Annotated in this window: 20 protein-coding genes; 8 read left to right on the top strand and 12 right to left on the bottom strand. The window is 48.5% G+C overall.

The window, feature by feature from the left end:
• The first annotated feature begins 867 nt into the window (after positions 1-867).
• The 7 genes from QUF18_RS14675 to QUF18_RS14645 are packed head-to-tail and all read left to right on the top strand — an operon-like array spanning position 868 to position 7,315.
• Entirely contained in the window at positions 868-1,599 is a 732-nt protein-coding gene (locus QUF18_RS14675; RefSeq protein ID WP_289388045.1) for a SapC family protein, read from the top strand.
• A 2-nt stretch (positions 1,600-1,601) separates the two neighbouring features.
• The gene (locus QUF18_RS14670) at positions 1,602-2,273 is read left to right on the top strand and encodes a GNAT family N-acetyltransferase (RefSeq protein ID WP_289387987.1); all 672 of its coding nucleotides are present in this window, start codon (positions 1,602-1,604) and stop codon (positions 2,271-2,273) included.
• A complete protein-coding gene (locus QUF18_RS14665) occupies positions 2,266-2,511 on the top strand; it encodes an acyl carrier protein (RefSeq protein WP_289387986.1) in 246 nt (81 codons plus the stop codon). Before QUF18_RS14670 ends, QUF18_RS14665 begins: the two co-directional genes overlap by 8 nt.
• Entirely contained in the window at positions 2,508-3,755 is a 1,248-nt protein-coding gene (locus tag QUF18_RS14660) for a cytochrome P450 (RefSeq protein WP_289387985.1), read from the top strand. Before QUF18_RS14665 ends, QUF18_RS14660 begins: the two co-directional genes overlap by 4 nt.
• Position 3,756: 1 nt before the next feature.
• The gene (locus tag QUF18_RS14655) at positions 3,757-4,620 is read left to right on the top strand and encodes an SDR family oxidoreductase (RefSeq protein ID WP_289387984.1); all 864 of its coding nucleotides are present in this window, start codon (positions 3,757-3,759) and stop codon (positions 4,618-4,620) included.
• 53 nt (positions 4,621-4,673) lie between these two features.
• On the top strand, positions 4,674-5,594 hold the full coding sequence (locus QUF18_RS14650) for a hypothetical protein (RefSeq protein WP_289387983.1): 921 nt from the start codon (positions 4,674-4,676) through the stop codon (positions 5,592-5,594).
• Complete coding sequence (locus QUF18_RS14645) at positions 5,594-7,315, top strand: fatty acyl-AMP ligase (protein ID WP_289387982.1); 1,722 nt, start codon at positions 5,594-5,596, stop codon at positions 7,313-7,315. The genes QUF18_RS14650 and QUF18_RS14645 overlap by 1 nt, the downstream gene beginning before the upstream one ends.
• A 166-nt stretch (positions 7,316-7,481) precedes the next feature.
• On the opposite strand, the gene QUF18_RS14640 is transcribed toward QUF18_RS14645, so the two are convergent.
• The 9 genes from QUF18_RS14640 to QUF18_RS14600 form a co-directional block, all read right to left on the bottom strand.
• Positions 7,482-9,962 carry a GcvT family protein gene (locus QUF18_RS14640; RefSeq protein WP_374807182.1) on the bottom strand — a complete coding sequence of 827 codons (2,481 nt, stop codon included), beginning with the start codon at positions 9,960-9,962 and terminating at the stop codon, positions 7,482-7,484.
• Positions 9,963-10,038: 76 nt separating this feature from the next.
• Positions 10,039-10,857 (bottom strand): DeoR/GlpR family DNA-binding transcription regulator, encoded by an 819-nt coding sequence (locus QUF18_RS14635; RefSeq protein ID WP_289387981.1) that lies wholly within the window; start codon positions 10,855-10,857, stop codon positions 10,039-10,041.
• Positions 10,858-10,961: 104 nt separating this feature from the next.
• On the bottom strand, positions 10,962-12,983 hold the full coding sequence (locus QUF18_RS14630; protein WP_289387980.1) for a putative 2-aminoethylphosphonate ABC transporter permease subunit: 2,022 nt from the start codon (positions 12,981-12,983) through the stop codon (positions 10,962-10,964).
• Positions 12,980-14,143, bottom strand: a complete 1,164-nt coding sequence (locus QUF18_RS14625; protein ID WP_289388043.1) for a putative 2-aminoethylphosphonate ABC transporter ATP-binding protein — start codon at positions 14,141-14,143, stop codon at positions 12,980-12,982. The genes QUF18_RS14630 and QUF18_RS14625 overlap by 4 nt, the downstream gene beginning before the upstream one ends.
• 187 nt (positions 14,144-14,330) lie before the next feature.
• Positions 14,331-15,353, bottom strand: coding sequence for a putative 2-aminoethylphosphonate ABC transporter substrate-binding protein (locus QUF18_RS14620; RefSeq protein ID WP_289387979.1), 1,023 nt, complete (start codon positions 15,351-15,353; stop codon positions 14,331-14,333).
• Between the two features lie 200 nt (positions 15,354-15,553).
• Positions 15,554-16,906: a (R)-1-hydroxy-2-aminoethylphosphonate ammonia-lyase gene (pbfA, locus tag QUF18_RS14615; RefSeq protein WP_289387978.1), complete on the bottom strand. Its 1,353-nt coding sequence runs from the start codon at positions 16,904-16,906 to the stop codon at positions 15,554-15,556.
• Positions 16,907-16,997: 91 nt separating this feature from the next.
• Positions 16,998-18,413, bottom strand: coding sequence for a phosphonoacetaldehyde dehydrogenase (gene phnY / locus QUF18_RS14610; protein ID WP_374807184.1), 1,416 nt, complete (start codon positions 18,411-18,413; stop codon positions 16,998-17,000).
• 143 nt (positions 18,414-18,556) lie between these two features.
• Positions 18,557-19,819: a phosphonoacetate hydrolase gene (gene phnA, locus QUF18_RS14605; RefSeq protein ID WP_289387976.1), complete on the bottom strand. Its 1,263-nt coding sequence runs from the start codon at positions 19,817-19,819 to the stop codon at positions 18,557-18,559.
• Between the two features lie 54 nt (positions 19,820-19,873).
• The gene (locus QUF18_RS14600; protein ID WP_289388042.1) at positions 19,874-21,067 is read right to left on the bottom strand and encodes a 2-aminoethylphosphonate--pyruvate transaminase; all 1,194 of its coding nucleotides are present in this window, start codon (positions 21,065-21,067) and stop codon (positions 19,874-19,876) included.
• A gap of 223 nt (positions 21,068-21,290) precedes the next feature.
• On the opposite strand from QUF18_RS14600, the gene QUF18_RS14595 reads away from it, so the two are divergent.
• On the top strand, positions 21,291-22,157 hold the full coding sequence (locus tag QUF18_RS14595) for a LysR substrate-binding domain-containing protein (RefSeq protein WP_289387975.1): 867 nt from the start codon (positions 21,291-21,293) through the stop codon (positions 22,155-22,157).
• A 31-nt stretch (positions 22,158-22,188) separates the two neighbouring features.
• Here the strand turns inward: QUF18_RS14595 and QUF18_RS14590 are convergent, their stop codons facing one another.
• From QUF18_RS14590 to uxuA, 3 genes are all read right to left on the bottom strand, one after another.
• Positions 22,189-23,070, bottom strand: coding sequence for a sugar kinase (locus QUF18_RS14590; protein WP_289387973.1), 882 nt, complete (start codon positions 23,068-23,070; stop codon positions 22,189-22,191).
• A 63-nt stretch (positions 23,071-23,133) separates the two neighbouring features.
• Positions 23,134-24,666: a UxaA family hydrolase gene (locus QUF18_RS14585; RefSeq protein WP_289387972.1), complete on the bottom strand. Its 1,533-nt coding sequence runs from the start codon at positions 24,664-24,666 to the stop codon at positions 23,134-23,136.
• Positions 24,667-24,669: 3 nt separating this feature from the next.
• Positions 24,670-25,878: a mannonate dehydratase gene (uxuA, locus tag QUF18_RS14580; RefSeq protein WP_289387971.1), complete on the bottom strand. Its 1,209-nt coding sequence runs from the start codon at positions 25,876-25,878 to the stop codon at positions 24,670-24,672.
• Positions 25,879-25,935 lie beyond the last annotated feature (57 nt).

Raw genomic sequence — 25,935 nt, 5'->3', positions numbered from 1 at the left:
GATATTTATTTGATATTTTGAATGATGAATTTGGTCCGCTACTCGTGTTTTTTCCGGTACCAATCAAATTAATAGTACCAACACTCCCCGCTCCAGCACCAACCTCAATACTTTCTGAATAAATATTACTCATGGCAGACCCATTCAGCGAGATCTGAAGTAGACCTGTTCCACCATTCGCACCGACCTGTAACTGCGGGCCGAAATTTAATACGAAACTATTCATAATATCGTCAGGATTTGTCAAAACTTGCAGTTTCAGACTCGCATTAGCGTTTGCAACAGCCCCGATATCCTCAGCGATAACAGAACTCGAGTCTGTTTTTAAATTGATTACCCCGACAGCGTGCCCGTTATTGACAGATGACCCTGCACCTTGCGGCCCGCCAAGGTCATCCCAATTTTCTTTTTTAAAGAAATCATTATCAACCGCCCCCACCCATTCATTTGCCGTGGCCACAGATGCCGAACTTATAACAACTATAGCAATAGCAGCAGAGGTGAGCAGATGCAGTCGCACCCTGTCTCTAACCGAGGCATATCTTGCTGCACCCTGATTCCGTGTCATCAATGTTGCCATGATTACCTCCTGCGTCTATCGCGTATCGAGATTCAGTAATTATTTATAGAATCAAAAAAATACCGGATAGAATCAGAATTGGAATCTTTGCAATTGATCTTTTTTGATAAAATTTGGTGGTAATTTTATATTTTAATAATTTAAAACATAAAACACTTGTTATTTCTTGGATTTTTATTGAATGATGCTCATGATTCATATGACGTTACAAATAAGACAATCATTGTTTTTGTTTATGATTTATCTTTGATGTAAAAATCACAACATGAAAACAGGAATTGTAATTGATGCAGATTTCTTATTCCTCAATACTGCAATCACCTGTCTCTCTTTGTGCAGAAAAACATCAAAAATACGGTTTCACTCAAGAAAATCTCCAGTCAAAGCCCGCAAATAATCTCTTTACGCCTATCGCTTTATTTGAACTGATCAACATAGTGAACCATTATCCGATCTTTTTTTTAGGCGAAGATGACATCATTCCTGTTGCAATCACCGGCCTTCATAACCCTTCCGTCACTCATTCCGGCAACACGTCTGAGATTTATCAGCCAGCGCTTAAACAGCTTTATCCATTCGCATTGCACAAATTGCCAGATCAGGCAGCTGGTGTTCTGATTTTTGATGAAAGCAGCAAGCAAATCACGTCATCAGCAGCTGACAGTTCCGCACTTGCTCTGTTTGATGAGAACGGGAATCCCACCGATATATTGTATCAGATAGGTGCTGCCGCAGCACAGTTTTACACAGGCCATTTACAGGCAAAAAAACTGGCGCTTGCCCTGAAAGATGTCGGGATACTCATCCCCAGCCAGCTTGAGTTTAAAGTACAGGAAGATGGGATAGATAAAATCCATCCGTTTTTCATGATTGATGAGCAGGCTTATCGTAATTTGCCTGCTCATATTGTGCATAGCTGGCATCAGAAAGGCTGGCTTGATGCTGCCACCCTTATCATTTTCTCACATTTACATTGGCACCGGCATTTAAAAGCCGCACAGCTTGCGGAGCAGGTATAGAGATGTCTGTTATTCCCCTTGCCAAACGACCAGTCACGGTTCCTCTTCCTGAGCTGAAAGAAGAAGCCACAGTCAACAATACATACCAACCAGTTTACATTGAAAGCGGCACCTATATCGTTCGCAGTCTGAGAACGACAGATGCAAGCGAAGAGCTGTTATCCTGGTTGAACCGGGCAGACATGCTGCGCGGTCTCAATCTCAAAAAAATCGATTTCGACCTCCCACAGTTACGTAATTTCATCGCCAGCTTTGATAATTATCACCATTACATTCTTGGGATTTTTGATTGCCCGGACAATAGACTCGTTGGTTTTTACACGATTGATGTTAACCGAACACATAAAACCGGCAGCCTGACCACCGGAATTGGCGACACCTCCGAACGAGGCAGACGTACATTATGGGCGACAATCGACGCCATTCTTGATCATTTTTATGCACAGCGTGATATTGAAAAATTCACAGCCCGTATTCTGGCGCGCAATTATGCCATGCTGTTTAATTTTAAAAACAACACCCGCTTTACGTTGGAGGCTCATCTGAAGCGCGAATGTCTCGCACCGGATGGCAAACGCGTTGATTTATTGGTGTTTGCTTCATTTAAAGACACACCGCCTCAAACCATTTCCCGCCATGCCCTGCATCATCAAGAGCGCCAAAGCGATGACTGATAAAATTGACTATATGCAAATAACCCGTGAAATTCTTGCAGGCTGCCTGTTCATTCCTGCGGAAACGATTGCTGAGGACGCGGATATTAATTCGCTCAGCGATATCGACAGTCTCACATTCGAACTCATTATATTGGAAACTGAAAAATTTATCGGACAAGAAGTCGATCCGATTGCCCTTCTTGATATGAGAACAGTCAAAGACATGGCTGAACTTTTGAAAAAAGCACGCCAATGAGTCTTTCTTCCGGTATTTGTGCGCAGCTCTATGATTTTGCCCGTACACATAATGGTAAAAATATTTCGACGACACTAAATGGCGTCGATGTTCGCATCATTCAGCGCCATGAAGATGCTGATCACATTCTGCGTCTCAATGCGACCAACTATCGCAAAAATATGGCATGGTTCCGTCTGGTATTTGGGCCCTCACGGTTCTCCGAAGACGGCCATGCATGGCAGATAAGGCGGGATCTGACACAATCTTATTTTAACAAATTCGACCGCGAGAAAACGTTTCAACTTGCCCGTCATTATGCCACGCAGGCAGTGGCAGCTCTCACAGAAGCAGGATCGACAAGTGACCGCATTGATGATGCGATATTGCGCACAATGACAGCGAGCGTTCTTGTCGATAACTTTTTTAATATTAAGCTGAATACAACGGGCATTGATTTATCTGTATTGGCTACTTTTATGGAAGCCGGCTCAGATTATTCCTTTGTACCACAAGGCAAAACCACAGATCTGTATCGTAGCAGATTGCAGCAACTTCCAGAGTTACGCAGAAAAGTTCTCCATCAACTCGGATATTTCCGCAGCGCCGATCTGCCTCACTCTCCTTTATTGCAGGATTTACTGGCAGCAGACCAACGTAATACAGACCGTGTGGTACTCGAACATGAATTAATGACATTCATGGCCGCCGGAGCAGAAACATCTGCCGCAACAATGAGCTGGGCATGTTATTTACTGGCGCTTTATCCGGATATACAAGACCAGTTGCGCGGCCTGTCTCAACAATTTTGGCACTCACCGCAACCAAGCTGGAAAAGCCTCTCTTCTGTCACACCTTTAGCCCGCTTCATCTCAGAAGCTTTGCGTCTGTTTCCGCCAACTCCGATCGTTGCGCGTTATGCCATTGAAGAGGATCAGCTCAGCGACAATCCGGTACAGGCCGGACAAAATATTATGGTGTCCTTTATCGGCATTCAGCATGATAAACGCCTGCGCGATGATCCATGGTTGCCGAATATTACAGATACCCGCGCACAGGTTGCTTCCGGCGATACAATGGCATTCAGTATTGGTCCGCGTGTCTGTGGTGGCAAACAATTCGCCCTTCTGGAAATGATCACCTTTTTAAGTATATTTTTGACGCGGGCGCGATTTGAGCTGACGTCCGACGAGCCGCCCGCTTATCTCTGGAAATCCCAAATGCTGCGTCTTGGCGGGCAACCAGTTCGCGTTACGGAGCTATAAGATGACCGTCAGCACTCCTCTTTTAAAGACCTGGCTCATCACCGGAGCAAGCAGTGGCATCGGCTTGAACGCAACCAAGCAGTTATTACAAGATGGGCACAAAGTTATTGCTTTGGTACGCAGCCCTCAAAAGCTTCAGGCATTCACAGACCAATATCCTACAACACTCAACATCCTGAAACTTGATCTGACACAAACAGAGAAAATCGCACCATCAGTGGAGCGTGCTTTTCAGCACGCGGGTCGCATAGATGTCTTACTCAACGCGGCAGGTTATGCGCTGGTCGGCGCGGCAGAAGAGCTGAATGAAAATGCGATTTCCACCCAGATCACCACAAATCTGCTGGCACCGATTTACCTTACTAAAGCCGCTTTACCATATTTCAGGGAGCAAAAAACCGGACATATCCTGCATATCTCAAGTGAGGGTGGCCAAATTACTTACCCGTCTGCAAGCATTTATCATGCCAGCAAATGGGGCGCTGAAGGCTTTTTTGAAGCTCTTGCCAAAGAAGTGCAAAATTTGGGCATCAAGGTTACGCTCATTGAACCCGGACGGATTAAAACGGAGTTCGACAATAATGCTGTGATTACAGAACCTCAACTTGACGATTATCGCAAAACGACAGTCGGCACATATTTCCGTCTTTTAGCGATGGGGCGATTTCCAATGATCGGAGACCCCGCCAAAGTTGCGCAAATGATAATTAAGGTCAGCACAGTTACAAACCCACCACTCCGCCTTATTCTGGGCAGCGATAGTTATAAAAACATAATTCGCGAAACAGAAAACAGATTACAGGCTGCAAAGGAACAGCAAAAAACAGCAAAAAGTACAGATATAAAATTTATTGACGAAAATTAATAAATACTTAAATTAATTTTCATGCTATCAGAAATAAAATCAGGATGATTTTATTGATTTATGAAAAATTACATCAAGATATAAAAGCAATAAAATGTTCTTCGAACATTGATGATGCGATTTACAACCATGTAATTAGTCAAATAGATTTTTTTGAGAAAAATAAATTTTTATCAAAATTAATATCTGAATATAAAAAATACTTAATATCTATAAAAATTTCAGCAATACTGAAATCCAGTTCATCTTCATTTACCAAAAGCAACTTGCAAATATTTACAAGTGACAAACAGCTCGCAACGCCGAACCGAACCTCGGCGATTATTGATACTGCTATTCATCTTGGTTTTTTAATATCAAAGCCATCAATCAATGATCGGCGTCACAATATTCTCTCGGCTACGGAAAAGTTTTACAAAATCAAAGATGAGCAAATTGACCGCAACAAAAAAATACTAAATTTAATGTTTTCTAATATTAAATTTGATTCAACGACAAAATCAGCATCTATTTCTGAAAATTATTTAGATATATATTTTAGAACATCTCTATTATACAGACCAAAATCAGCATTATATGTATTTTTAAAGCGTGAAGCTGGTTATCCTATCTTGTTAAAAATCCTCCAAGCTACCCGTCACTGTTCGCATCATAATAAAGTAATTTCACTGCCATTTTCTCATTTGTCCCGTAGTTTTGGTGTATCCAGAGCACATGTGCAGAAAATGCTTCAAGCAGCAGATGATGCAAAGCTGATCCGACTACAGACAACGGGTGGTAAAGAGATCGAAGTTCTGCCGCGGCTGGAAAAACTAAGCAAAAATATGATTATTCTTTCACTAGCAATAATCAAAGGTGCAATAGATCAGGCTCAAACACAAAGCCTCAGCAACGACATTGAGACTGAAACAGCAATGATGCCATCTCTCCTCGCAGTACCGTCTTCTGACAGCGCCAGTATTCCGGTTCGATAATGTGCTCATCATCTCAAATTGCAATTGAAACAATGACACCGGCCCAGCAGCCTGCGCAACGCATCGGTGATTTCGATACGATCTGTGAGGCTTTGGATTATGCTGCTCAGGGCACAAATGGCATCCGCATTTATAATGCAAAAGGGGAGGTTCAAGAGGAGCTATCATATAAAAGCCTGCGGGAATTGGCTCTGTATACAGGCAAGAAATTACTTACTCTTGGTCTTGGGCGCGGTGATGTTGTCGCGATTATAGCGGATACATGTGTGGAGTTTTTTGCGCTTTTTTACGGCTGCCAATATGCAGGACTTATCCCATGTCCTCTGCCTTATACAATATATCTTGGTGGAAAAGCAGCTTATACCCAGCGCGTCAACAATTTACTCAAAGCCGCAGATGCGAAGATCTTATGGCACCCAGACGGCCTGAAAAATCTGTCGGAACAGTTTACTGAGGCAATGCAAATTCAGGCCTTTAGCTTCTCCGACCTTGCAGACCTTCCCGCTACGAAGGAAACCACACCACTGCAACCGCATGAAGCCGCTTATATTCAATTCTCTTCCGGTTCAACTTCGGAGCCGAAAGGCATTATCATTTCTCAGCGCGCAATCTCGCATAATGCGCGGGGGATTTTGCGTGAATGTATCTGTATTACACCATCAGACCGCGCCTTTTCTTGGTTACCACTTTACCACGACATGGGACTGGTCGGTTTTTCAATAGCGCCGCTTTTTGCACAGACACCTGTTGATTATATTTCCCCCACCCTGTTCGCGCGCAGACCTTTATTATGGCTGCAATTAATGTCTGAGCGTCGCTCAACAATAACCTATGCACCAATATTTGGTTATAATCTCGCTGCATTGCGCCATAAGCCCGAAGATACAAAACTTGATCTTTCCGCTTTAAAAATTGCAGGTATTGGCGGCGATATGATCAACGCCGGACAGTTGCAGCAATTCTGCACAATATTTGCCGATAGCGGCTTCAATTCCGATAGTCTGACCCCTAGCTATGGCATGGCTGAATCAACACTTTTAGTCAGCTACCGACATGGTTTAAAGACGGACACCATCGACAAGTGCAAGCTGGAAAAGGACGGTGTTGCCGTTCCCTGTAACCATAATAACAGCCATTCACTTACTTTTACCTTCTGCGGGAAATCTCTTAAAGGACATGAACTATTTGTCGGAGATGCACAGAGTAAACCATTACCAGCACGTCATGTCGGGCATATTTATCTGTGCGGACCCAGCCTGATGTCAGGTTACTGCAATCAAAATGCAACACCCCATCCGCCCCACGATAACTCGATTTATCAAGATACCGGAGATATGGGATATTTGTGTGATGGAGAGATCGTTATCACCGGTCGTTATAAGGATATGATAACGGTGAATGGCAGAAATATATGGCCACAGGACATAGAGCATACTCTTGCGACTTTACCTGGCTTATCATCGAACCGTGCCGCTGCATTTTCCGTTAACGATGATAAAAGCGAGGCAATAATCATCCTTATTGAAAACAATATCAGCAGTCCGGCAGAACGGAAAAAGCTAATCTCCGCGGTTCAAACAACAATGACTGCTAGCCACGGTACAATAATTAAAGCCGTTCTGGTTCCTCCTCGTAGTCTCGAATATACATCTTCAGGAAAGCTCTCTCGCTCTAAAGCAAGAGAACTATATATAAATCATTATTCCAACAGATATGAATAACGCAACTCAACGACAAAAAATCTGAAGCTCATACAAGAGATAGCAGCTACAATTCCAAAATGTACTTATTGTACATTGTCGTTATTACCCACAGCATATGCCCTGGCACTTCCTGTAACATAAAGGTAAAATCTTCACGCGCAAGAATTGGCATCCGACGTCAAACTCAAATTTTTATCCGTTCTGATTTCGGATCATAAGGGCTGCGCAGATGTAGTCTTGCTTGATAGAGCGTTCCGGCTGCATCAACTTCAAAGTTGCCTTGCTCCATCCAGTCCTTATCAATGCCGCTTGCATCAGAGACCTGTCCGAGCACTACCGCGCATCCTAATGTATGGCCATGCGCAGCCGAACGGATTTCCCCGACAGGCACACCATTTCTCAGGATCAGCTCACCGCCCCATAAAACGGCATCGCCATCTTCAAGTGTCAGTTGCACAATGCGTCGTTTGATGTTGTTTTCAGCTTTGAATTTCGCCAGCGCATCGCGCCCGATAAAACCGCCAGATTTATCCATTGCCACGGTAAAGCCAAGTCCCGCTTCATAGGGATTTATATCCGGTGTCAGTTCACGGCTCCATGCGCGATAGCCTTTTTCAAGACGTAGCGCTTCAAGTGCATAATATCCGGCATCAGACAGACCAAACTCTTGTCCGGCCTGATGCAACGCTTCATAAACACCGACTGCAAATTCAACCGGAACAATTAACTCCCAGCCAAGCTCCCCCACATAGGTCATACGATTTGCATAGGCTGTCGCATAGCCCAGAGCAATCTCCTGTACGTGCCCGAAAGGAAATGCCTTATTCGTAAAATCTGTATCACTCAGTTTTTGCAACACATCACGGGATTTTGGCCCCATCAGTGCCAGTACCGCATAGGCAGAAGAAACATCCGTGACAATGGCATGATCGTCACTCTTAATATGCCGGTTGATCCAATCCGCATCATGGATTGCCTGCGCTGATCCGGTAATAATCAGAAACTTCTCTGCTGCAAGACGCAACACCGTCAAATCCGTCTCGTAGCCACCGCGCTCATTGAGCATACCGGTGTATACTGATGTCCCAACAGGTACATCAATATTGGCCACACAAAGATAATTCAAAACATGGCAAGCATCACGCCCCTGCACCAGCAGTTTCGCGAAAGAACTCTGGTCAAATAAAGCAACACGCTCACGTACCGCCTGCATTTCGCGTCCGACATTATCATGGCAGTTTTGCCGTCCGAAACTATAAACTGTTGCTGGCTGTTGCCCTTTATCGGCAAACCAGTTCGCCCGTTCCCAGCCCATTTTGGAGCCAAAGCAAGCGCCTTTTGCCTGCAGAAGATGATAAAGCGGTGACCTCCGAAATGGCCGTGCCGTATCCAACTCCCTGTTCGGCCACGGCATAGCATAATGCAAACCCAGCGTTTCTTTGACCCGATCATGCAACCAGCGCTGATTATTATTAAATCCGGCAAAACGGCGAATATCCACCGGCCAGAGATCCATTGTTGGCGCGCCATTGATAATCCACTCCGCCAGTGCACGCCCAGCTCCGCCGGCACTGGCAATGCCCATGGAATTAAAGCCTGCTCCGACAAAGAAATTTTTCAGCTCCGGCGCCTCCCCGAGTATAAAATTATTATCCGGTGTAAAGCTCTCTGGTCCGTTGTAAAACTTTTTCACTTCGGCATTGGCCAATTGCGGTACACGCAGCAGCGCATTTTCCATCAGCGGCTCAAACTGATCCCAATCATCCTCAAGCAAAGCAAATTCAAATTTATTCGGTATGCCCTTCATACCCCAAGGTTTAGCCTGGGGTTCAAAGCCCCCCATGACCAGACCACCGACTTCTTCCTTGAAATAAATATAACCATCGGGATCACGCATGACCGGTAAATCCGGATGCACGCCTTCAATTTTTCCGGTGACAATATACATATGCTCGGCCGAATGCAGCGGAACCGTAACACCACACATTTGACCGACTTTTCGCGCCCATTGCCCTGCACAATTGACGACAATCTCTGCCGCAATATTTCCGCGCTCAGTCTCAACACCGCAGGCCACGCCATTCTTGACAGTAATACCGGTTACCTGAACGCGTTCCAATATTTTGGCACCGCGCATTCGTGCACCGCGCGCCAGAGATTGCGTCAAATCGCTCGGATTGGCCTTGCCGTCATCCGGCAACCAGACAGCGCCTTGCAAATCATCTGTCGCCATAACCGGCCAGAGATCACCGGCTTCACGAGCTGAAATCACCTCGACGTTCACGCCCTGCGCTCGTGCAGAAGCGGCAGTGCGTTGCAGAACAGTCATACGGTCTTTTGTGCGTGCTACGGACAGAGAGCCGCATTTTTTCCAGCCAGTTGCCAGACCGGTTTCCGCTTCAAGTTCACTATAAAGCTGTGTGGAATAGCGGATCAGACCGGTCATATTGGCGTGGCTGCGTAATTGCCCTACCAATCCCGCCGCATGCCATGTCGTCCCGCAACTCAGGCTGCCCTGCTCAAGCAGCACGACATCTGTCCAGCCCGCTTTTGTCAGATGATAGGCAACGGAGCAACCGATAATGCCCCCGCCAATAATCACAACCCGTGCCTGAGACGGGAACTTATCCGATATTTCTTTATTGCTTGCTGAATGCTGCGTCATGATCTCACTCCCCTATTGAGATCAGTATAAAAATAAAACCACAAAACACAACATTAAATGCAACAAAAAATCACATTTAAGTAATGTGCAGCTTGATACCTTTTTCAGCTAGGGCCGTTAAAAACTGTGGCTCAGGCTTGCGATCCGTAATAATGCCCGCAGCCTGCTCAAAATGTGCAACCCGTAGCGGAGTCATCCGACCAAATTTTTCAGCATCTGCAAGAAACCACGCCTCAGTGGCACTCACTGCCATTTTTGAGCGTAACTCGGCACCATCCCGCGTGAAATCAGTGACCTCCCCATTCGGGGTAATGCCACCGGCACCAAGAAAAGCCAGATCGAACCGAAAATTCTCTGCTGCCCTCAGCACATCAATTCCACCAGTGGATTCTTCGATTGCATTGATCTCTCCGCCAAGGATATGCACACGCACACCCTGCATATGGCAAAGTTGCAGTACAATCCGCAGACTTGTCGTGCAAATTGTCAGGTTTTCCGGTGTTTTCTCTTGCTGGCTCAGTGCCTGTGCCAGCGCCAAAGTTGTGGTTCCTGAATCAAGGAAAACCACCATATCAGAGCGGATCAGAGCGGCGGCCACCTTTCCGATTGCCGCTTTTCCTGCGGCATTCTCCTTACTGCGCAACCCGAAAGCAGGTTCATTCAACTGGGGCTTTGTTGCCCCGCCATGAACAAGCGTTATTAACCCGCGCTGTGCCAAATATTTCAGATCGCGACGGATCGTTTCCCGCGATACATCGAAAAATGTCGCGACTTCACTGATACCCGCAACACCATCTTCATTCAGCCTGCGTAATATTTCATCATGCCGCTGCGAGGCGAGAATGCGATGCTCTGCCGGACCATGCTGCTCAACATGCGATGATTTTTTTACCACAGCCAACTCCCGACACAGAAATGTTGCATTTTGTGACCTTTAATCAAAAACAGCCACGCAATGCAACATATTCTGTAACTACCGGTCGTTAAAGGCGCATAATTCTACATTCGCCACTTCTGTGTTTTACGCAGCAGCATTTGCGACAAGCCATAATGCACCAGTCGCGCTGCAACATTGGTATAGAAGATCATCATCCCCATTGCGGCGGCAGGCGCCACATCCCCTGCATCATCCATATTCAACACAGCTACAGAAGCGAGCGTTGTATGGGCAGAATACAGAAACACGACGGCTGATACTGTCGTCATCGCATTGACAAACAGATAGATCGAGATATCCAGAATAGCTGGCAGACACACCGGCACCGTCACCCGTGCAAATAATTTATAGAACGGCTGTTTTAGTGACGCCGAAACCGATTCAAATTCCGGGTCCATTTGTTTCAGTGCGGTCAGTGCCGTCAAATGAGAAACTGTGTAAAAATGCGTTACGGTACAAATGACGAGAATAATCATCGTTCCATAAATGCCGCTTAACGGATTGGCAGGATTGTTGAAGAAGAAGATATAGGCAAGCCCCAGCACCATACCCGGCACAGCCATCGGCAACATAGCCAGAAACTGAAACAAAGCACGACCTTTAGCAAAGCCCTCAGTTTTCTCAACCGCATAGGCACCAACAAACACAACCACTGTGCCGATAATAGCCGTCAAAAAAGCCAGCTGAATAGAGTTGAAATAGGAACTCCAGCCACCGCCATCCATCCGTCCGAAATCAAAATTGCGCAGGCTCAGGCTCATATCATATGGCCAGAATTTAACGATAGCTGCCAACTGACAAACCAGCAGAAGTCCGGTGATGAACAGCCCGATCAGAGTGCAGTAAAGCAAGCACAGATTATCAAACAGCGGTTTCTTTTTCGGAGAAAACGGTACAGCGCGTGCGGATAACAAAGCGACCTGCTTGCGCTGAATAAACCGGTCAACAGCGAATGCGATAATCGCCGGAAACAGCAACATCACGGAGACAACAGCACCGATTTCAAAATTCTGCTGGCCGATCACCTGCTTATAAATATCCACCGCCAGCACATTATACTGACCGCCGATAACCTTTGGCAGGCCAAAATCTGTGATGACCAGATTGAACACAACAAAAGCAGCAGAGATCAAACCATAACGGGCACCCGGCACCGTCACTGTCCAGAACGTGCGCCATTTGCTAGCGCGCAGGGAATCTGCCGCCTCATAATGACGAGCATCAGATACGGCCAGAGCCGTTGAAATAATCATCAGCGCATGCGGAAACGTAAAGAAAACCGAACCCAGCACGATACCCAGCGGTCCGTAAATCGGCAGGCCAAACAGCAGCTCCTTTAAAATCCCCTGATTACCGAACAGATAGATCAGCGCAATACCCGGCAAGAGTGACGGCACCAGAATGGGCATAACGGCGACCAGTTTGAAGAAGCCTTTAAAGCGCATTTTTGAACGGTTCAGCGCATAGGAAAAACCAAAAGCCAGCGACACGGTCAGCACCATGCTGATTAACGCAATCACCAGTGAATTTTTGATCGACTGAAACAGTGCCGGCGATGTGAAATAAGTCCGGTAATTATCCAGACCTGTGGTCTGCTGCGGCATCAGCATGACACGGCGGAAATTATTAGAATCCACCTCCTGCCATTCCTGCCCACGATATGGAGCAGAACCGATCAGAAACCAGCTGTCATCCGTCAGACCACGGATGCGGTAATGTTCAGCCCCGCGAAAACTGAAATCCGGAAACAATGCCACCGGAGACAGGCGACCACTATTGGATGTTGCCAATTCTTCGGATGAAATCGTTTTCAGTTCAGCATTCAACTGACCCAAAGATTGTGCCGGAGCCCAGTTTCCTTTGCCGTCACCAATCTGAACTTCATAATTCTCCAACTGAAACTGATAGCTGGCAAAGGATTTGGATAACATCACATAGAGCGGCGCGGCCAATGTCACCAGCAGATATGCGCCGATAATCAGCATCATACCGCGTTTGATCCAATCATCCGAGCTGACTTTCTGACGGATAGCCTTTCCTGCAGGCATCACCGGAGCAGCGTGATAATCACTTACAGCACTCATCGCTTGCCCTTTCCGTCAAAAATCAGCAAACGGCTTTTCGGCAGTTCCACCAGAATGGTCATACCCTCTGTCAGGCCGAGACGACGCTCCGCATTAATGGAAAAATCCGCGATCAATTGCTGGTTTTGCAAATACGTACTACGCATATGTGTGCGCCAGAACGAGCCAAGAAATTCCATGCTCTCAATCTGCACCTCAATCAGATTTTCTCCGTTACCGGCAGATGAGCTGGTATCCAGCGCGCGGCCATGAGGGATCACATCATTCGGGCGGATCACCACAATCGCATCACTGCCCTCTGCCAGATTATGGTCATGACATTGCAATACCAGATCGCCCGAAACGGCTGTGCCTTCCGCACCAATCCTGACCGGATATTTATTGGTCTCCCCGATGAAGTCTGCAACAAATAGGCTGCTCGGCTGACGATAGACCTCAAGCGGCGTGCCTATCTGCTCGATTGTCCCTTTGTTCATCACCACAATCCGATCAGCCATAGCCAGCGCTTCTTCCTGATCGTGGGTGACCATGATTGTCGTTACACCGAGCTTGCGTTGCAGCTCTTTAATCTCATGGCGCAAGTGAACGCGCACTTTAGCATCGAGCGCAGAAAGCGGTTCATCGAGCAGCAAAAGGCCAGGAGAAATCGCAATCGCGCGTGCCAGCGCAATACGCTGCTGCTGGCCACCGGACAATTGCGACGGATATTTTTTCGCCTGATCCGCCAGTCCGACCAGCTCCAGTAATTCTGCAACACGCTGCGTAATTTCCGCGCGTGATTTCTTCATGTTTTCAAGCCCGAAGGCGATATTTTTTTCAATCGTCAGATTGGGAAACAGAGCATAAGACTGAAAGACAATCCCGTAATCACGTTGTGCCGGCGGCAGATCGGAAATATCTTTTGATGCCTGATGAACTGTGCCTCTTGTTTGTAAATCCAGCCCCGCAATAGCGCGTAAAAGTGTGGTTTTGCCACAGCCTGAAGGCCCGAGAAAACAGACGAACTCACCTTCCCTGATTTCAAGATTAATATCCTTCAGGGCATAAAACTCTCCGAAAGCTTTCCAGAGACCGCCAACTTTGAGATATTCCTGTTTGTTGGCTGTCGTATCATCAGCATTAAGCCCATGCTGACCGATCCGAACCGCACCTGTCGCCATTTCATGTTTCACGAATTCATTCCTCTGGACTGACATGTTCACACTCCCTGAACGAACGCGGAAAATCCGCGTTCGCAGTCGCATTATGCGTGTCTGCTAGAGCAGCTTCGTTTCATATGAGAACCGCCATCCATCCGAAATGATACAGATGACGAAACTCACGCTGCTCAATGAAACGACACCCTGATCAGCCTTTGGATTCAGATTTTGAATCGTAGCGTTTCGACCATTCTTCCAGAATGGCTTTGCGGTTATTCGCCGCCCATTCCAGATCGTTTTTGATCATCTTCTTTTCAAGATCAGCAGGAATATGCTCTACCGGCTTGGCAATACCCGGCAGTGCCACCACGGCGAAACTCTTGTTTAGCGCTTCCATGGCATTCGGGGTCAATGTCCAGTCCATCAGCGTTTTGGCAGCATCCATATTCTGGGTACCCGCCATAATCGCCACAGCCTCGGACTCCCAGCCGGAGCCTTCCTCAGGGAAGATAATATCCACTGGCGCACCGGCACTCTTTACCTGAGAGGCCGGAAACTCAAAGGAAACGCCAATCGGCACTTCACCCGCACCCGCCATTTTACATGGCTTGGAACCTGAATGTGTATAGTTGGCGATATTCTCATGCAGGCCGTCCATATAGTCCCAGCCACCCTTTTCACCGAACATCTGCAACCATGATGAAACATCAAGGAAACCTGTACCGGAGGATGCCGGATTAGGCATCACCACATGGCCTTTATATTCAGGCTTAGTGAGATCTTTCCAGCTTTTCGGCGGCTTCAGACCAAGCTTCTCAGCTTCAACCGTATTGAAACAAATGGCGGCAACATAGGCATCAAGACCAATCCAGCTGGTCGGACGATCCTTGTCTACAAAACGCGGGTCAAGCTTATCAACATCTTTGGGCGTGTAAGGCTCGAGCATACCTTCATTTTTAAGGATTAGCAGTGATGTGGCAGCGATACCCCAGACGATATCGGCTTTCGGATTATTTTTCTCAGCCAGCAATTTGGCGGTCATGACACCGGTTGAGTCACGAACCCAGTTCACTTTAATATCCGGATGATCTTTGTTGAAAGCTTCTGCAAAGCGTTGTAAATCAACAGCCTCAAAAGCGGTATAAACAGATAGTTCCGTTTGTGCATAAGCACTTGATGCCAAAACAATACCGGCAGCAAGGGACAGAATAAAAGCGCGATGCTTTTTCATTTCATATTTCCCCATTATTATATCAGCTTTTTATTATCTGTTTGATAGCTGATTGCTTATTTTTATACCTGCTTTTGCAGGCTGTTCCCTTTTATGGCTCCTCATAGTGCGAACCGTATTTCAATAAGTAAAATCTATTTATTTTATACATCGCCCTTCAAAACTTATAGGTTGAAGGGATTTTCTATAAGGCGCAAAAACTACACGCCTGCCAATATTGCCTCTTCGACAATGGATAAAGCCTGCTCCAGTTCTTCCTGCGTGATAATGAGTGGCGGCGATAATGTCAGCACATTGCCCTGACTGATCTTGAAGCTGACGCCGCCCTCCAGACAACGGTAATAAACCGCCTCAGCCAGCGCATTATCCGGTTCACGGCTTTGCCGGTCACGCACCAGTTCCACCCCGAACAGCAAGCCACGGCCACGCACATCTCCCACATGCGGTGAGCGTAACTGCAATTCGCGTAAACGGCTCATCGCATAGTGCCCCAGTTCGGCCGCTCGCTGAACCAGCCCTTCCTCTTCAATAATTTGAATCGTGGTGAGCGCAGCACGGGTTGTCACCGGATTTTTCTCATGTGTGTAATGCCCGATAGCAAAATCACCACATACATCCAGATCGCGGCGCACAATTGCAGCTGCAATCGGCAACATACCGCCACCTAATGATTTGCCAAGAACGATCATATCCGGCGTCACACCATCATGATCTGACGCGAAAAACTTGCCCGTCTTGCCAAGCCCTGTCGGTATCTCATCAAAGATCAGCAAAGTTCCGTGACGGTCGCAGGCCTCGCGCACTTTTTGCCAAAAGCCTGGCGGCGGTGGATAGGGTGTGGCGCGCATCGGCTCAGCCACCACTGCCGCAATATCGCCCTCACGTTCCAGCACGAAAGACACAACGTCTGCGCAGGCAATACCGCAGTTCTCAGGCCCCTTGTGCTTATAATGGCAGCGGTAACAGGCAAATGGCGGCACATGCTCGGCACCGGACAATAAAGGCCCTGCAATACCCGAGCGGAATGTTGCTTCCCCGCCGACTGACGATGCACCAAACCCCGCCCCATGAAATGCATCCCAGAAAGACAGGGTTTTAAACCGCCCTGTCGCCGCACGCGCCACTTTCAGCGCGACTTCAATGGCATCTGACCCTCCGGTAGTGAACAGCGTTTTTCCCAGATTACCCGGTGCAATTTCGGCTAGCTTCTCGGCCAGTTCAATCGCCGGCTCACAAGTAAAACGGCGCGGTGCAAAACTCAGATCGTCCATTTGCTGTTTAACGGCAGCAATTAACTTAGGATGGGCATAGCCGATATGATGGGCACTATTGCCGTGAAAGTCCATAAAACGGCGTCCATTGGCATCCTCAATCCAGATGCCCTGCGCCTTAACAATCGCTGTGAGACAGGGACTGGAAAGGCTCTGATGCAGAAAAACATCCGCATCACGCCGCAACACCTCTTCCATATAAGGACTGTTCTGCTGCGCCTGCCATCGCTTCCTTGCCTCGGAGCGATTGGACTCGCCCTCTGTATGCACTCCCAATTTCATACTCGCCGCCTCCCCCTACGGTTTTCAGATAATGTGCCTGTTTATAATTTATCGCACGCGCACATCGATACCCTTCTCTCAGTTCCGCTGCTCACTCCCATGGCAGCGAGAAAGTTTTAACATTGGTGAAGCTTTTCATCGCTTCAATCACACCTTCTTTATAACCGTTACCGGAATCTTTGATCCCGCCGAAAGGCGACATCTCAATACGGTAACCCGGCACTTCCCAGATATTGACCGTACCAACATTAAGCCCGCGAATATATTTCTGCATACGCCGGTAATCATTAGTGCAAACACCGGATGACAGACCAAAATCCGTTGAATTGGACAGCGCGATCAGCGCGTCATCATCATCCGGTGCGCGAATAATCGGAATGATTGGCCCGAAAGTTTCCTGCATCACCAGTTCCGAGCTATGCGGCACTTCATCCACGACTATCGGTGGTAATAATGCACCCTGACGCCCCGGATTATAGAGTATTTTTGCTCCCTGCTCGGCTGCCATATGAACCAGTTTTTCAAACCGTGCGGCCGCCTGCTCATGGACAACGGTGCCAAGTTCTGTTTTCGGGTCCATCGGATCACCAAAGCGTATTTTCTTTGCCCGCTCCAATACCATCGGCACGAAACGGTCGGCCACACTTTGCTGACATAGAATTCGTTTTACTGCTGTACAGCGCTGGCCGGAGTTTTTGGTTGCACCCGCCACAGCAAGATCGGCCGCTTTTGCCAGATCATCATCGCTCAGATCATTGAGAATAATCAGCGGATCATTGCCGCCAAGTTCCAGCACTGTGCGCTTATAGCCCGCGGTATTGGCAATCATCTTGCCCACAGGAACACCACCGGTAAAGGTAATCAGATCAATATCCGGATTGGTAATCATTTCCGAGCCGATATCTTTCGGCAGGCCTGTTACCACTGACAGCATTTCCGGCGGCAATCCAGCTTCATACATAATATCGCACAGCAGCAATGCAGTCATCGGTGTCAGCTCGGTCGGCTTTACCACCACACAATTATTGGTGGCTATCGCCGGTGCTACTTTATGCGAAACCATATTCAACGGATGATTGAACGGCGTAATTGCTGAAATCGCACGTAATGGCTCACGGAACGTGAAAATCTTACGGGCTTTGCCATGCGGCGTCAGATCACAAGAAAAAATCTCGCCGTCATCATGCAGGCACATCTGCCCTGCCAATGTAAACACGTCATAAGCTCGTCCGACTTCATAATAGGAATCCATTTTCGAGATGCCCAGTTCTGAAGTAATCAGATCAGCCATTTCTTCCTTGCGTGCCACCAGTAATTCAGCGGTGCGCAGCAGAATTTTCTGACGCTCATAGCGTGTCAGCTTCGGCTTATAGCCTGCCGCAATTCTGAAGGCCTCGCGGGCATGTTCAGCACGCCCTGCCGGAACAGTGCCAATCACGGCATTCGTATAAGGATAGTGCACGTCAAAAACCACATCCGCATCAACCTTTTTACCGGCAATACGCATTGGCTCATGTCTTGTTTTAATCGCTATTTCCGGCTTGACCACAGAAGGCTCCTTTCACCCCTGTCAACGGTAAGCCATCCTGACATGACAATCAGGCACCAGCTTACCGCCGCGGGGGAATATGTTCCGGTATTTAATTTCAGTTATGAATGCTGAGCAGCTGCGGCAGTCACAGCATAGAAAAATGCATCAAAATTGCGCAAAACCGGTGCTTCGGGCAGATCCGGCATCTGGCGATTTACGATAAAAGGCACAGCCTGTTCTGTCAGACCACCATGCGAGCGCAAAGGCTCGTTCAAGGCTGCCAAATCATGACGATGTTCACTGGTGCCGATGGCTTTGTTTTCCGATGACACCAAAACAATATCGCCGATGCGGTCTTGAGGCAGTTCAAAACGCTCTGCAGCATCGGCATTATTCAGCACCACATCAATGCCTTCAATGGCAGCCAACCGTTTCATAATATCACTGATATCCGTGCCATCCGGCAGATAGGCCGTTGCAAAAGAGCCGAGAGCGCCGTGGTGAACCACGTAAGGATCTGTGATTGGAAGAATAACCCGTGCGGCATCCTTGCCCAGCCATTCGTCGAGAACATCCTGCACATAGACAACATCAGGAGAACCGTCAGCCTTATGTTTTGCTTTCATGCCGTGATCCGCAGTCACCACAATGGCCGCGCCCAATGCATCCAGCTCTGCCAGATATTTGTCGAACATTTCATAAAACGCATTGGCCTGTGGCACACCCGGTGCATATTTATGCTGCACATAATCTGTTGTGGTCAGATACATCACATCAGGCCGGAATGTTTTGAGCAGTTTTACACCAGCAGCGAATACAAATTCTGAAAGCTCTGCGGAATAGACCTCCGGCACCGGCATACCCAGCCATTGCGATGCATTATCAATACCGTTTTCCGCTTTCGTTGTCGTATCGGAACGCTCTGCTGAAAAGCAAATTGCACGGCTGTCTCCAAATTGCAGACCTGCCCCCAGCAAAGCCCGCAGCTTGTCTTTGGCTGTCACAACGGCGACTTTGGCACCGGCATCATAGAAACCTTTGAAAATGGTCGGCGCACGCAAAAAGCGTACATCATTCATCATCACTTCGGTGCCGGTTTCCCGATCATAGAGATAGTTCCCGCAAATACCGTGCACTGCTGGCGGACGCCCCGTGGCGATGGAAAGATTATTCGGATTGGTAAAGCTTGGGATAACACTATGGGCCGTGCGCACTGTTCCGGTCTCTTTAATACGCTTCAGCGTCGGCATCAGCCCCGCAGCAATCGCCTCATCCAGATAAGCCGGTTCGCACCCGTCAAGGCAGATCGCGATGGCGGGGACGTTCGGCCAGTTATAATCACGGCCGTTCACGGTTACGGTTACCTTGGTCATCTTGTTCACTTCATTATCCTCCGCAGGCAGTATTACGCTAACCTGCTGTTTTAAATTTAAAACTCAGGCTGCGAGCTTGGCACGTTCATCCAGTGCGGCGGCTGGCGGGGCGGCTGTATCCACGTCCATCTCAGCCAGACTATCTGCAGCTGCGGCAACCACCTGCCGCATAATATTAGCATCCATGCGCCCGATGCAGCCGACACGAAAACTGTCAACGACCGTCAATTTACCCGGATAGATGATGAAGCCTTTCGCTTTCATCAGATTGTAAAAGCGGGAAAATTCAAAATTCGGATGGGCAGGATTGAAGAAAGTTACAATGATCGGGGAGAGCCAGCGGTCACGCAGCAGTGTTTCAAAACCCAGCTGGCGCATGCCCTCCACCATAACATCACGATTATTGGTATAGCGCGCCAAGCGCCCTTCGGCACCGCCTTCCGCATCATGCATCCGCAATGCGACCAGAAAGGCTGCAACCACATGGGTTGGCGGTGTATAGCGCCACTGTCCGGTTTTATTCATGGTCGCCCATTGCTCGTGAATATCAAGGCTCAGGGAGTGACAATTCCCTTTAGATGCTTCCAACACGCTTTTGCGGGCAATGACAAAGCCAAAACCCGGCACACCTTCGATGCATTTATTGGCGGAGGACACCATAGCTTCATAGCGGATTTTATTGACGCTCAGATCAACCGCTCCGAAAGCACTCATACTATCAACAAGCAGCTTACGTCCCTTGGCATAAACCACCTCTGAGATTTCCGCGACCGGATTGAGAATGCCTGAACTTGTTTCGCAATGCACTACAATCACATGGGTAATCGCCGGATCGGCATCCAGTGCCTGCGCCACCTCTTCTGCACGCGGTGGCAGATAGTCGCCCTTGTCGATTTTACTATGGGCACGCCCCAGATAGTTCAGTGTCTGCACAATTCGCTGCCCGTAGGCACCGTTCATCAGCACCAGAATTTTACTGTCTTTCGGCAGGAAAGTTCCGAGCATCGCCTCGACCGCAAAGGAGCCGCTGCCTTGTATCGGCACGCAATCAAACTCATGCTTGTCATCACCGGCAACACGCAGCAAACGCTCACGCATTTCTGCAGTCATTGCGCGGAAATCATCATCCCATGAGCCCCAATCGCGCAACATTGCCTGCTTCACCGCATAATCAGTTGTCAGTGGCCCCGGTGTCAGCAAATAGGGCTCCCCCAGTGCCGGTGCGAGAAACTGATTAGGTTTCCAGTGCGGAAGCATATCCGTTTGTGGCTGTTGTTGTTTTTCACCGGTTGCTTGCATTTTATGTCCCTCCGGATACCTTGCAAAATGCGGATTTGCCTCATCCTCAGGCAAAGACAATTATTTGTAAAATCGTTATTTCAAATCAATCCATAAGTTTTACAGATGCATATTGTGTTAAAAAATTGCTGTGCTAAGCTTCGCTCTCAAATCAGAAAACACTCAACGTCAGGAAAAATCCATGCGCTATGTTCAGTTACGGGCGTTTCATTATGTGGCGATTTCCGGCGGATTTTCCCGCGCTGCGGAAGCTTTATGCCTGACACAGCCCGCTATTTCCGATCAGGTGCGCAAGCTGGAAGAAGAATATGATGTTTTGCTGTTCAACCGGCATAAGAAACAAGTCAGCCTGACCGATGCCGGTGTGAAACTGCTTGAGATCACGCACCGGCTATTCGAAGTGGAGCAGCAGGCATTGGACTTCTTGTCAGAATCGCGTGTGCTGCGTGCAGGCAAATTGCGGATTATGGCCGATGCGGCGCATCATATTCTCGGCATTCTTGGTGCTTTTCGCGAAAAATATCCCTCAGTTCAAATCAACGTTCAAACCGGCAATAGTGAAGAAGTTATCTCTAGCCTGTATCGCTATGAGGCTGATATTGGTGTTTTAGGAGAAGTGCCCAAAGCACGGGACTTCCTCATTCACAAACTGAATTCCTCACCTATTATTGCCTTTGTGGCCAGAGATCATCCGCTTAGCCGTTTTTCCAATATTGATCTCGCAGAATTGTTGCAATGGCCACTGGTTTTCCGTGAAAAAGGGTCGAAAACGCGCCAGAAACTGGAAGACCTCGCGCTTGAAAAAAATATCGTGCTGAAACCTGCAATTGAGGCAGAAGGACGCGAGGCCGTTCGTGAAATCGTTGCGGGCGGCGCGGGTATTGGCTTTGTATCATTGGCTGAATTCAGCAATGACAGCCGCTTGCATCCGTTGTCTATCAATACACGTGAAGAATTGATGGACGAAACGCTGATCTGCTTGCAAGAGCGCAGCAACGGAACGCTCATCAATGCATTTTTTAAAATCGCGACAGAAGATACAGTATAAGCTGCCAGAGCATTACCGGCATGTTTGCTCTCTAATAAACCAGATTCACCATCGGCATTAATGCACCGCGTTGCATCACGACCTGAGCGGCTACAGCATGTCCGGCTTTGACAGCAGTCTCAATATCTTTGCCACTCAACAGTGTCGCGAGAAAACCACCGTTGAATGAATCTCCGGCACCGGTTGTGTCCACTGGCATGAGCGGTTCAATATCGGTGATCTGACGCATGCCATTGTCATCGCCAATCAGCATTGTGCCGCCACCATTTTTAACTACAACGTTTTGTGCACCGGCAGCGCGATAGCGGGCAGCGCAATCCTCTAAGCTACGATCACCAAACATTGCGGCTTCATCATCAAAACTCGGCAAAACAATCTGCGCAACCGCCGCCGCCTGCATAATTGTTTCACGCAAAATATCGTGGCTCTCCCACAAACGCGGCCTGATATTGGTATCAAAAACCACCGTTTTTCCGGAACGCGCAGCATCTCGCAAATGAGAGATAAATACTGTCCGCTGCTCAGGACAAAGAATAGCCAGCGTAATCGCAGAAAAATAGATGATATCGGCATCAGAGAAAGCCTTGGCGAGCAAGGGCTGATTAACCGCCAGCAGACGTGCTGCCGACTGGTTGCGCCAATAGGTGAAATGCCGCTCGCCGTTCTCAACTTCGATCAGATAAAGGCCAGCCTGACGCTGCGCATCCTCCTCAATATAGTCAGTACCGATCCCGTTCCGGTTCAGAAAATCTTTCATCTTGGCAGAAAAACTATCCGTACCGATACGGGTAAAATATGACACATCCCAATCCTGCGCAGGCAGGCAAGCGCGCGCATACCATGCGGTATTTAAAGTATCGCCTGCAAAGCCAAGATGAAACTCACTGCCTCCCAGTGAGGACATTTCAATCATACATTCACCGGCAGACAAAAAGAGCTTTTTCCTCACCATTCCCCCGTAGTGCTATTTGTTTTTTCAGGTCGTTGCCCCGAGTTGCCACGGCACAAATTCATTATCGCCATAGCCGTAAATCTCACTCACTGTCTTGCGGCCGGAAGCAACAGCGATAATCTCCTCAAAGATACGTTCGCCTGCCTGCTGAATAGTCTCTTCGCCGGTGACAATACCACCGCAATTCAGATCCATATCTTCCTTCATATGCTCATACATATCTGAATTGGTTGCGATTTTAATACTCGGTGCCGGTTTGAAACCTGAGACCGAGCCGCGTCCCGTTGTGAAACAAATGAGATTGCAGCCCCCTGCCACCTGTCCGGTCACAGAAACCGGATCATAACCCGGCGTATCCATAAATACGAAACCCGCTTCATCAATCGTCTGCGCATATTCATAAACCTGACGCAGTGGCATAGAGCCACCTTTCGCCACGGCACCGAGTGATTTTTCAAGGATTGTGGTCAGCCCGCCCAGCTTATTGCCATGAGACGGATTATTGTTGAGTTCATCGCCGTTGCGCTGCGTGTAGTCACGCCACCAGTCGATCCGTGACAACAGCTTTTCAGCAATGTCCGGCCGCGCCGCCCTTCGGGTCAGCAAATGTTCAGCACCGTAAATCTCCGGCGTTTCCGACAAAACACTGGTGCCGCCATGTCGCACAAGTAAATCCGATGCATAGCCCAGTGCCGGATTTGCGGAAATGCCCGAATAACCGTCCGAGCCGCCGCATTGCAAACCCAGTTTAAGCTGCGACAAAGGCTGTTGCGTGCGCTGCGCCGCATTCACAACCGGCAACATTGTTTCAATCACCGCAATAGCCGCCTCAATTGTCTTCCGTGAGCCGCCATAGTTCTGGATGGTCAGCGTCTGCAAGCGCGCACCTTCTTCCAGTTTGTAATGTTTAAGGATCGGAGCAATCTGGTTGGTCTCGCAACCCAGCCCGATCAACAACACGCCACCGAAATTGGGATGACGGGCATATCCCTGTATCGTGCGGGTCAGAACGCGATAGGCTTCCGACTGCGTATTGATCCCGCAGCCGCCCGCATGACCAAGCACCACAACACCGTCAATATTGTCATAACCTTTCAAGCCGCCCATGCGGTTAAAATGATCTGCCACATATTGCGAAACTGTGGCTGAACAATTCACCGTTGCAATCACACCAATATAATTGCGCGTACCAACCCCGCCTGCGCCACGGTCAAAGCCCAAAAAGCTGCGTCTTTCCGCTTCAGGAAACAGTTCCGGCTCAGCATAATCAACACAGAATTCATGCTCGTGCTGTGACGGCAGCATTGCCAGATTATGCAGATGCACATGCGCACCCGCAGCAATATCCTCTGTCGCCACACCAATCACATTGCCGTATTTGCGGATTTCCTGTCCTTTTGTGATGGGTACAAGTGCAACTTTATGCCCTTTGCCGATCAGATTAGTGGCTACAAGTTCACCACTGCCGACAGGTTCTCCGGCGCGGATTGTCACCCGCGCAACCGCCACATGGTCAGACGGATGAAGGACAATAACCGAGCTGTTCTGACGGGTCATAGCTCACCCGCCCGCCTTTGCCGGACATAAAGCACCGGCATCCAATGCGGCGATCACACCCCGCAATTCTGCAAGCCCGCGCAACCGGCCGATAACCGGATAGCCCGGTGTCACCTGTTTTGCCAAATCATCCAGCATGCGGTGACCATGATCAGAGCGGAAAATAATCTTCGAGCCACTATCCCGCTTGCGGTCTTCCTCGACCAGCGCACGCAGCAATGCAACCATATCCACATCACCTTCAAGATGGGCGGCTTCATAGAAGCTGCGTCCGTCACCCTGTCGTGTGGTTGCCCGTAAATGCGAGAAATAGATACGTGATGCAAAACGGCGTGCCATTGCAGGCAGATCATTATCCGCCCGCACGCCAAGACTACCAGAACAGAAGCACATGCCATTGGCCGAAGACGGCACCGCATCAAAAATCGCTGCATAATCGGCTTCATTTGAAGCAATGCGCGGCAGTCCGAACAGAGAGCGCGGCGGATCATCCGGATGCAGGGTCAGGCGCACACCCAGCTCGTCCGCAATAGGGGTCACTTCCTCCAGAAAGGCAACCAGATTTTGTCTTAACTTATTGGCATCCACATGCGCATAGGTTTCCAGCTTGTCGCGAAAAGCCGGTATCGTCAGCGGCTCGGTTGTCGACCCCGGCAAAGCACTGGCAATATTGAAAATCAGCTGATTGATCTCAGCCTCGCTCATTGCCTCATAGGTCGCACGGGCGGCAAGACGGTCAGCGTTGGAATATTCTTGTTCCGCATTTTTACGCTGCAAAATATAAAGGTCAAAAGCAGCAAATCTGTCCTGATCGAAGCGCATAGCAGTCGCGCCAGTCGGCGTTACATAGTCCAGATCGGTGCGGCACCAGTCCACAACCGGCATAAAATTATAGCAAATGGTTTTAATATCATGCGCCGCCAGAGCCTCCATTGAGGCAATCCATGCGGTAATATCTTGTTTAGCAGCACCGCCTTCGCGCTTGATTGCATCAGAAATCGGGATACTCTCCACCACAGACCAGACAAGCGGGGTGCGGCCAGAAGAGGTATTTTCAATCAGCGTCTTGCGCTCGGAAACTTGATTTGAAGTCCATGCCTGACCGATCGGCACATCATGCAAAGCAGACACAACATCTGTCGCTCCGGCTTGACGCACAGCATCCAAAGGCACACCGGCATCCGGCCCGAACCATCTCCACGCTTGACGCATTAACCCCTCCTCCACTCGAGTACTTATATTTTATGATTTTGCAAGTTTAAGGCCGCG

This window comes from Pseudochrobactrum kiredjianiae (assembly GCF_030362795.1).
GTDB classification, from domain to species: domain Bacteria; phylum Pseudomonadota; class Alphaproteobacteria; order Rhizobiales; family Rhizobiaceae; genus Pseudochrobactrum; species Pseudochrobactrum kiredjianiae.
The sequence above is the reverse complement of the archived record's forward strand: the minus strand, read 5'-3'. Positions and strand labels throughout refer to the sequence as shown.

Coding starts and splice junctions, on each gene's coding strand:
- phnY (WP_374807184.1), bottom strand. CDS start 18,413: ATGCGTATTGCCGGTAAAAAGGTTGATGCGGATGTGGTTTTTGACGTG.
- QUF18_RS14670 (WP_289387987.1), top strand. CDS start 1,602: ATGTCTGTTATTCCCCTTGCCAAACGACCAGTCACGGTTCCTCTTCCT.
- QUF18_RS14595 (WP_289387975.1), top strand. CDS start 21,291: ATGCGCTATGTTCAGTTACGGGCGTTTCATTATGTGGCGATTTCCGGC.
- QUF18_RS14630 (WP_289387980.1), bottom strand. CDS start 12,983: ATGAGTGCTGTAAGTGATTATCACGCTGCTCCGGTGATGCCTGCAGGA.
- QUF18_RS14665 (WP_289387986.1), top strand. CDS start 2,266: ATGACTGATAAAATTGACTATATGCAAATAACCCGTGAAATTCTTGCA.
- QUF18_RS14675 (WP_289388045.1), top strand. CDS start 868: ATGCAGATTTCTTATTCCTCAATACTGCAATCACCTGTCTCTCTTTGT.
- QUF18_RS14625 (WP_289388043.1), bottom strand. CDS start 14,143: ATGGCGACAGGTGCGGTTCGGATCGGTCAGCATGGGCTTAATGCTGAT.
- QUF18_RS14660 (WP_289387985.1), top strand. CDS start 2,508: ATGAGTCTTTCTTCCGGTATTTGTGCGCAGCTCTATGATTTTGCCCGT.
- pbfA (WP_289387978.1), bottom strand. CDS start 16,906: ATGAAATTGGGAGTGCATACAGAGGGCGAGTCCAATCGCTCCGAGGCA.
- QUF18_RS14600 (WP_289388042.1), bottom strand. CDS start 21,067: ATGCTTCCGCACTGGAAACCTAATCAGTTTCTCGCACCGGCACTGGGG.
- QUF18_RS14640 (WP_374807182.1), bottom strand. CDS start 9,962: ATGACGCAGCATTCAGCAAGCAATAAAGAAATATCGGATAAGTTCCCG.
- QUF18_RS14645 (WP_289387982.1), top strand. CDS start 5,594: ATGTGCTCATCATCTCAAATTGCAATTGAAACAATGACACCGGCCCAG.
- QUF18_RS14655 (WP_289387984.1), top strand. CDS start 3,757: ATGACCGTCAGCACTCCTCTTTTAAAGACCTGGCTCATCACCGGAGCA.
- QUF18_RS14585 (WP_289387972.1), bottom strand. CDS start 24,666: ATGACCCGTCAGAACAGCTCGGTTATTGTCCTTCATCCGTCTGACCAT.
- uxuA (WP_289387971.1), bottom strand. CDS start 25,878: ATGCGTCAAGCGTGGAGATGGTTCGGGCCGGATGCCGGTGTGCCTTTG.
- QUF18_RS14620 (WP_289387979.1), bottom strand. CDS start 15,353: ATGAAAAAGCATCGCGCTTTTATTCTGTCCCTTGCTGCCGGTATTGTT.
- QUF18_RS14590 (WP_289387973.1), bottom strand. CDS start 23,070: ATGATTGAAATGTCCTCACTGGGAGGCAGTGAGTTTCATCTTGGCTTT.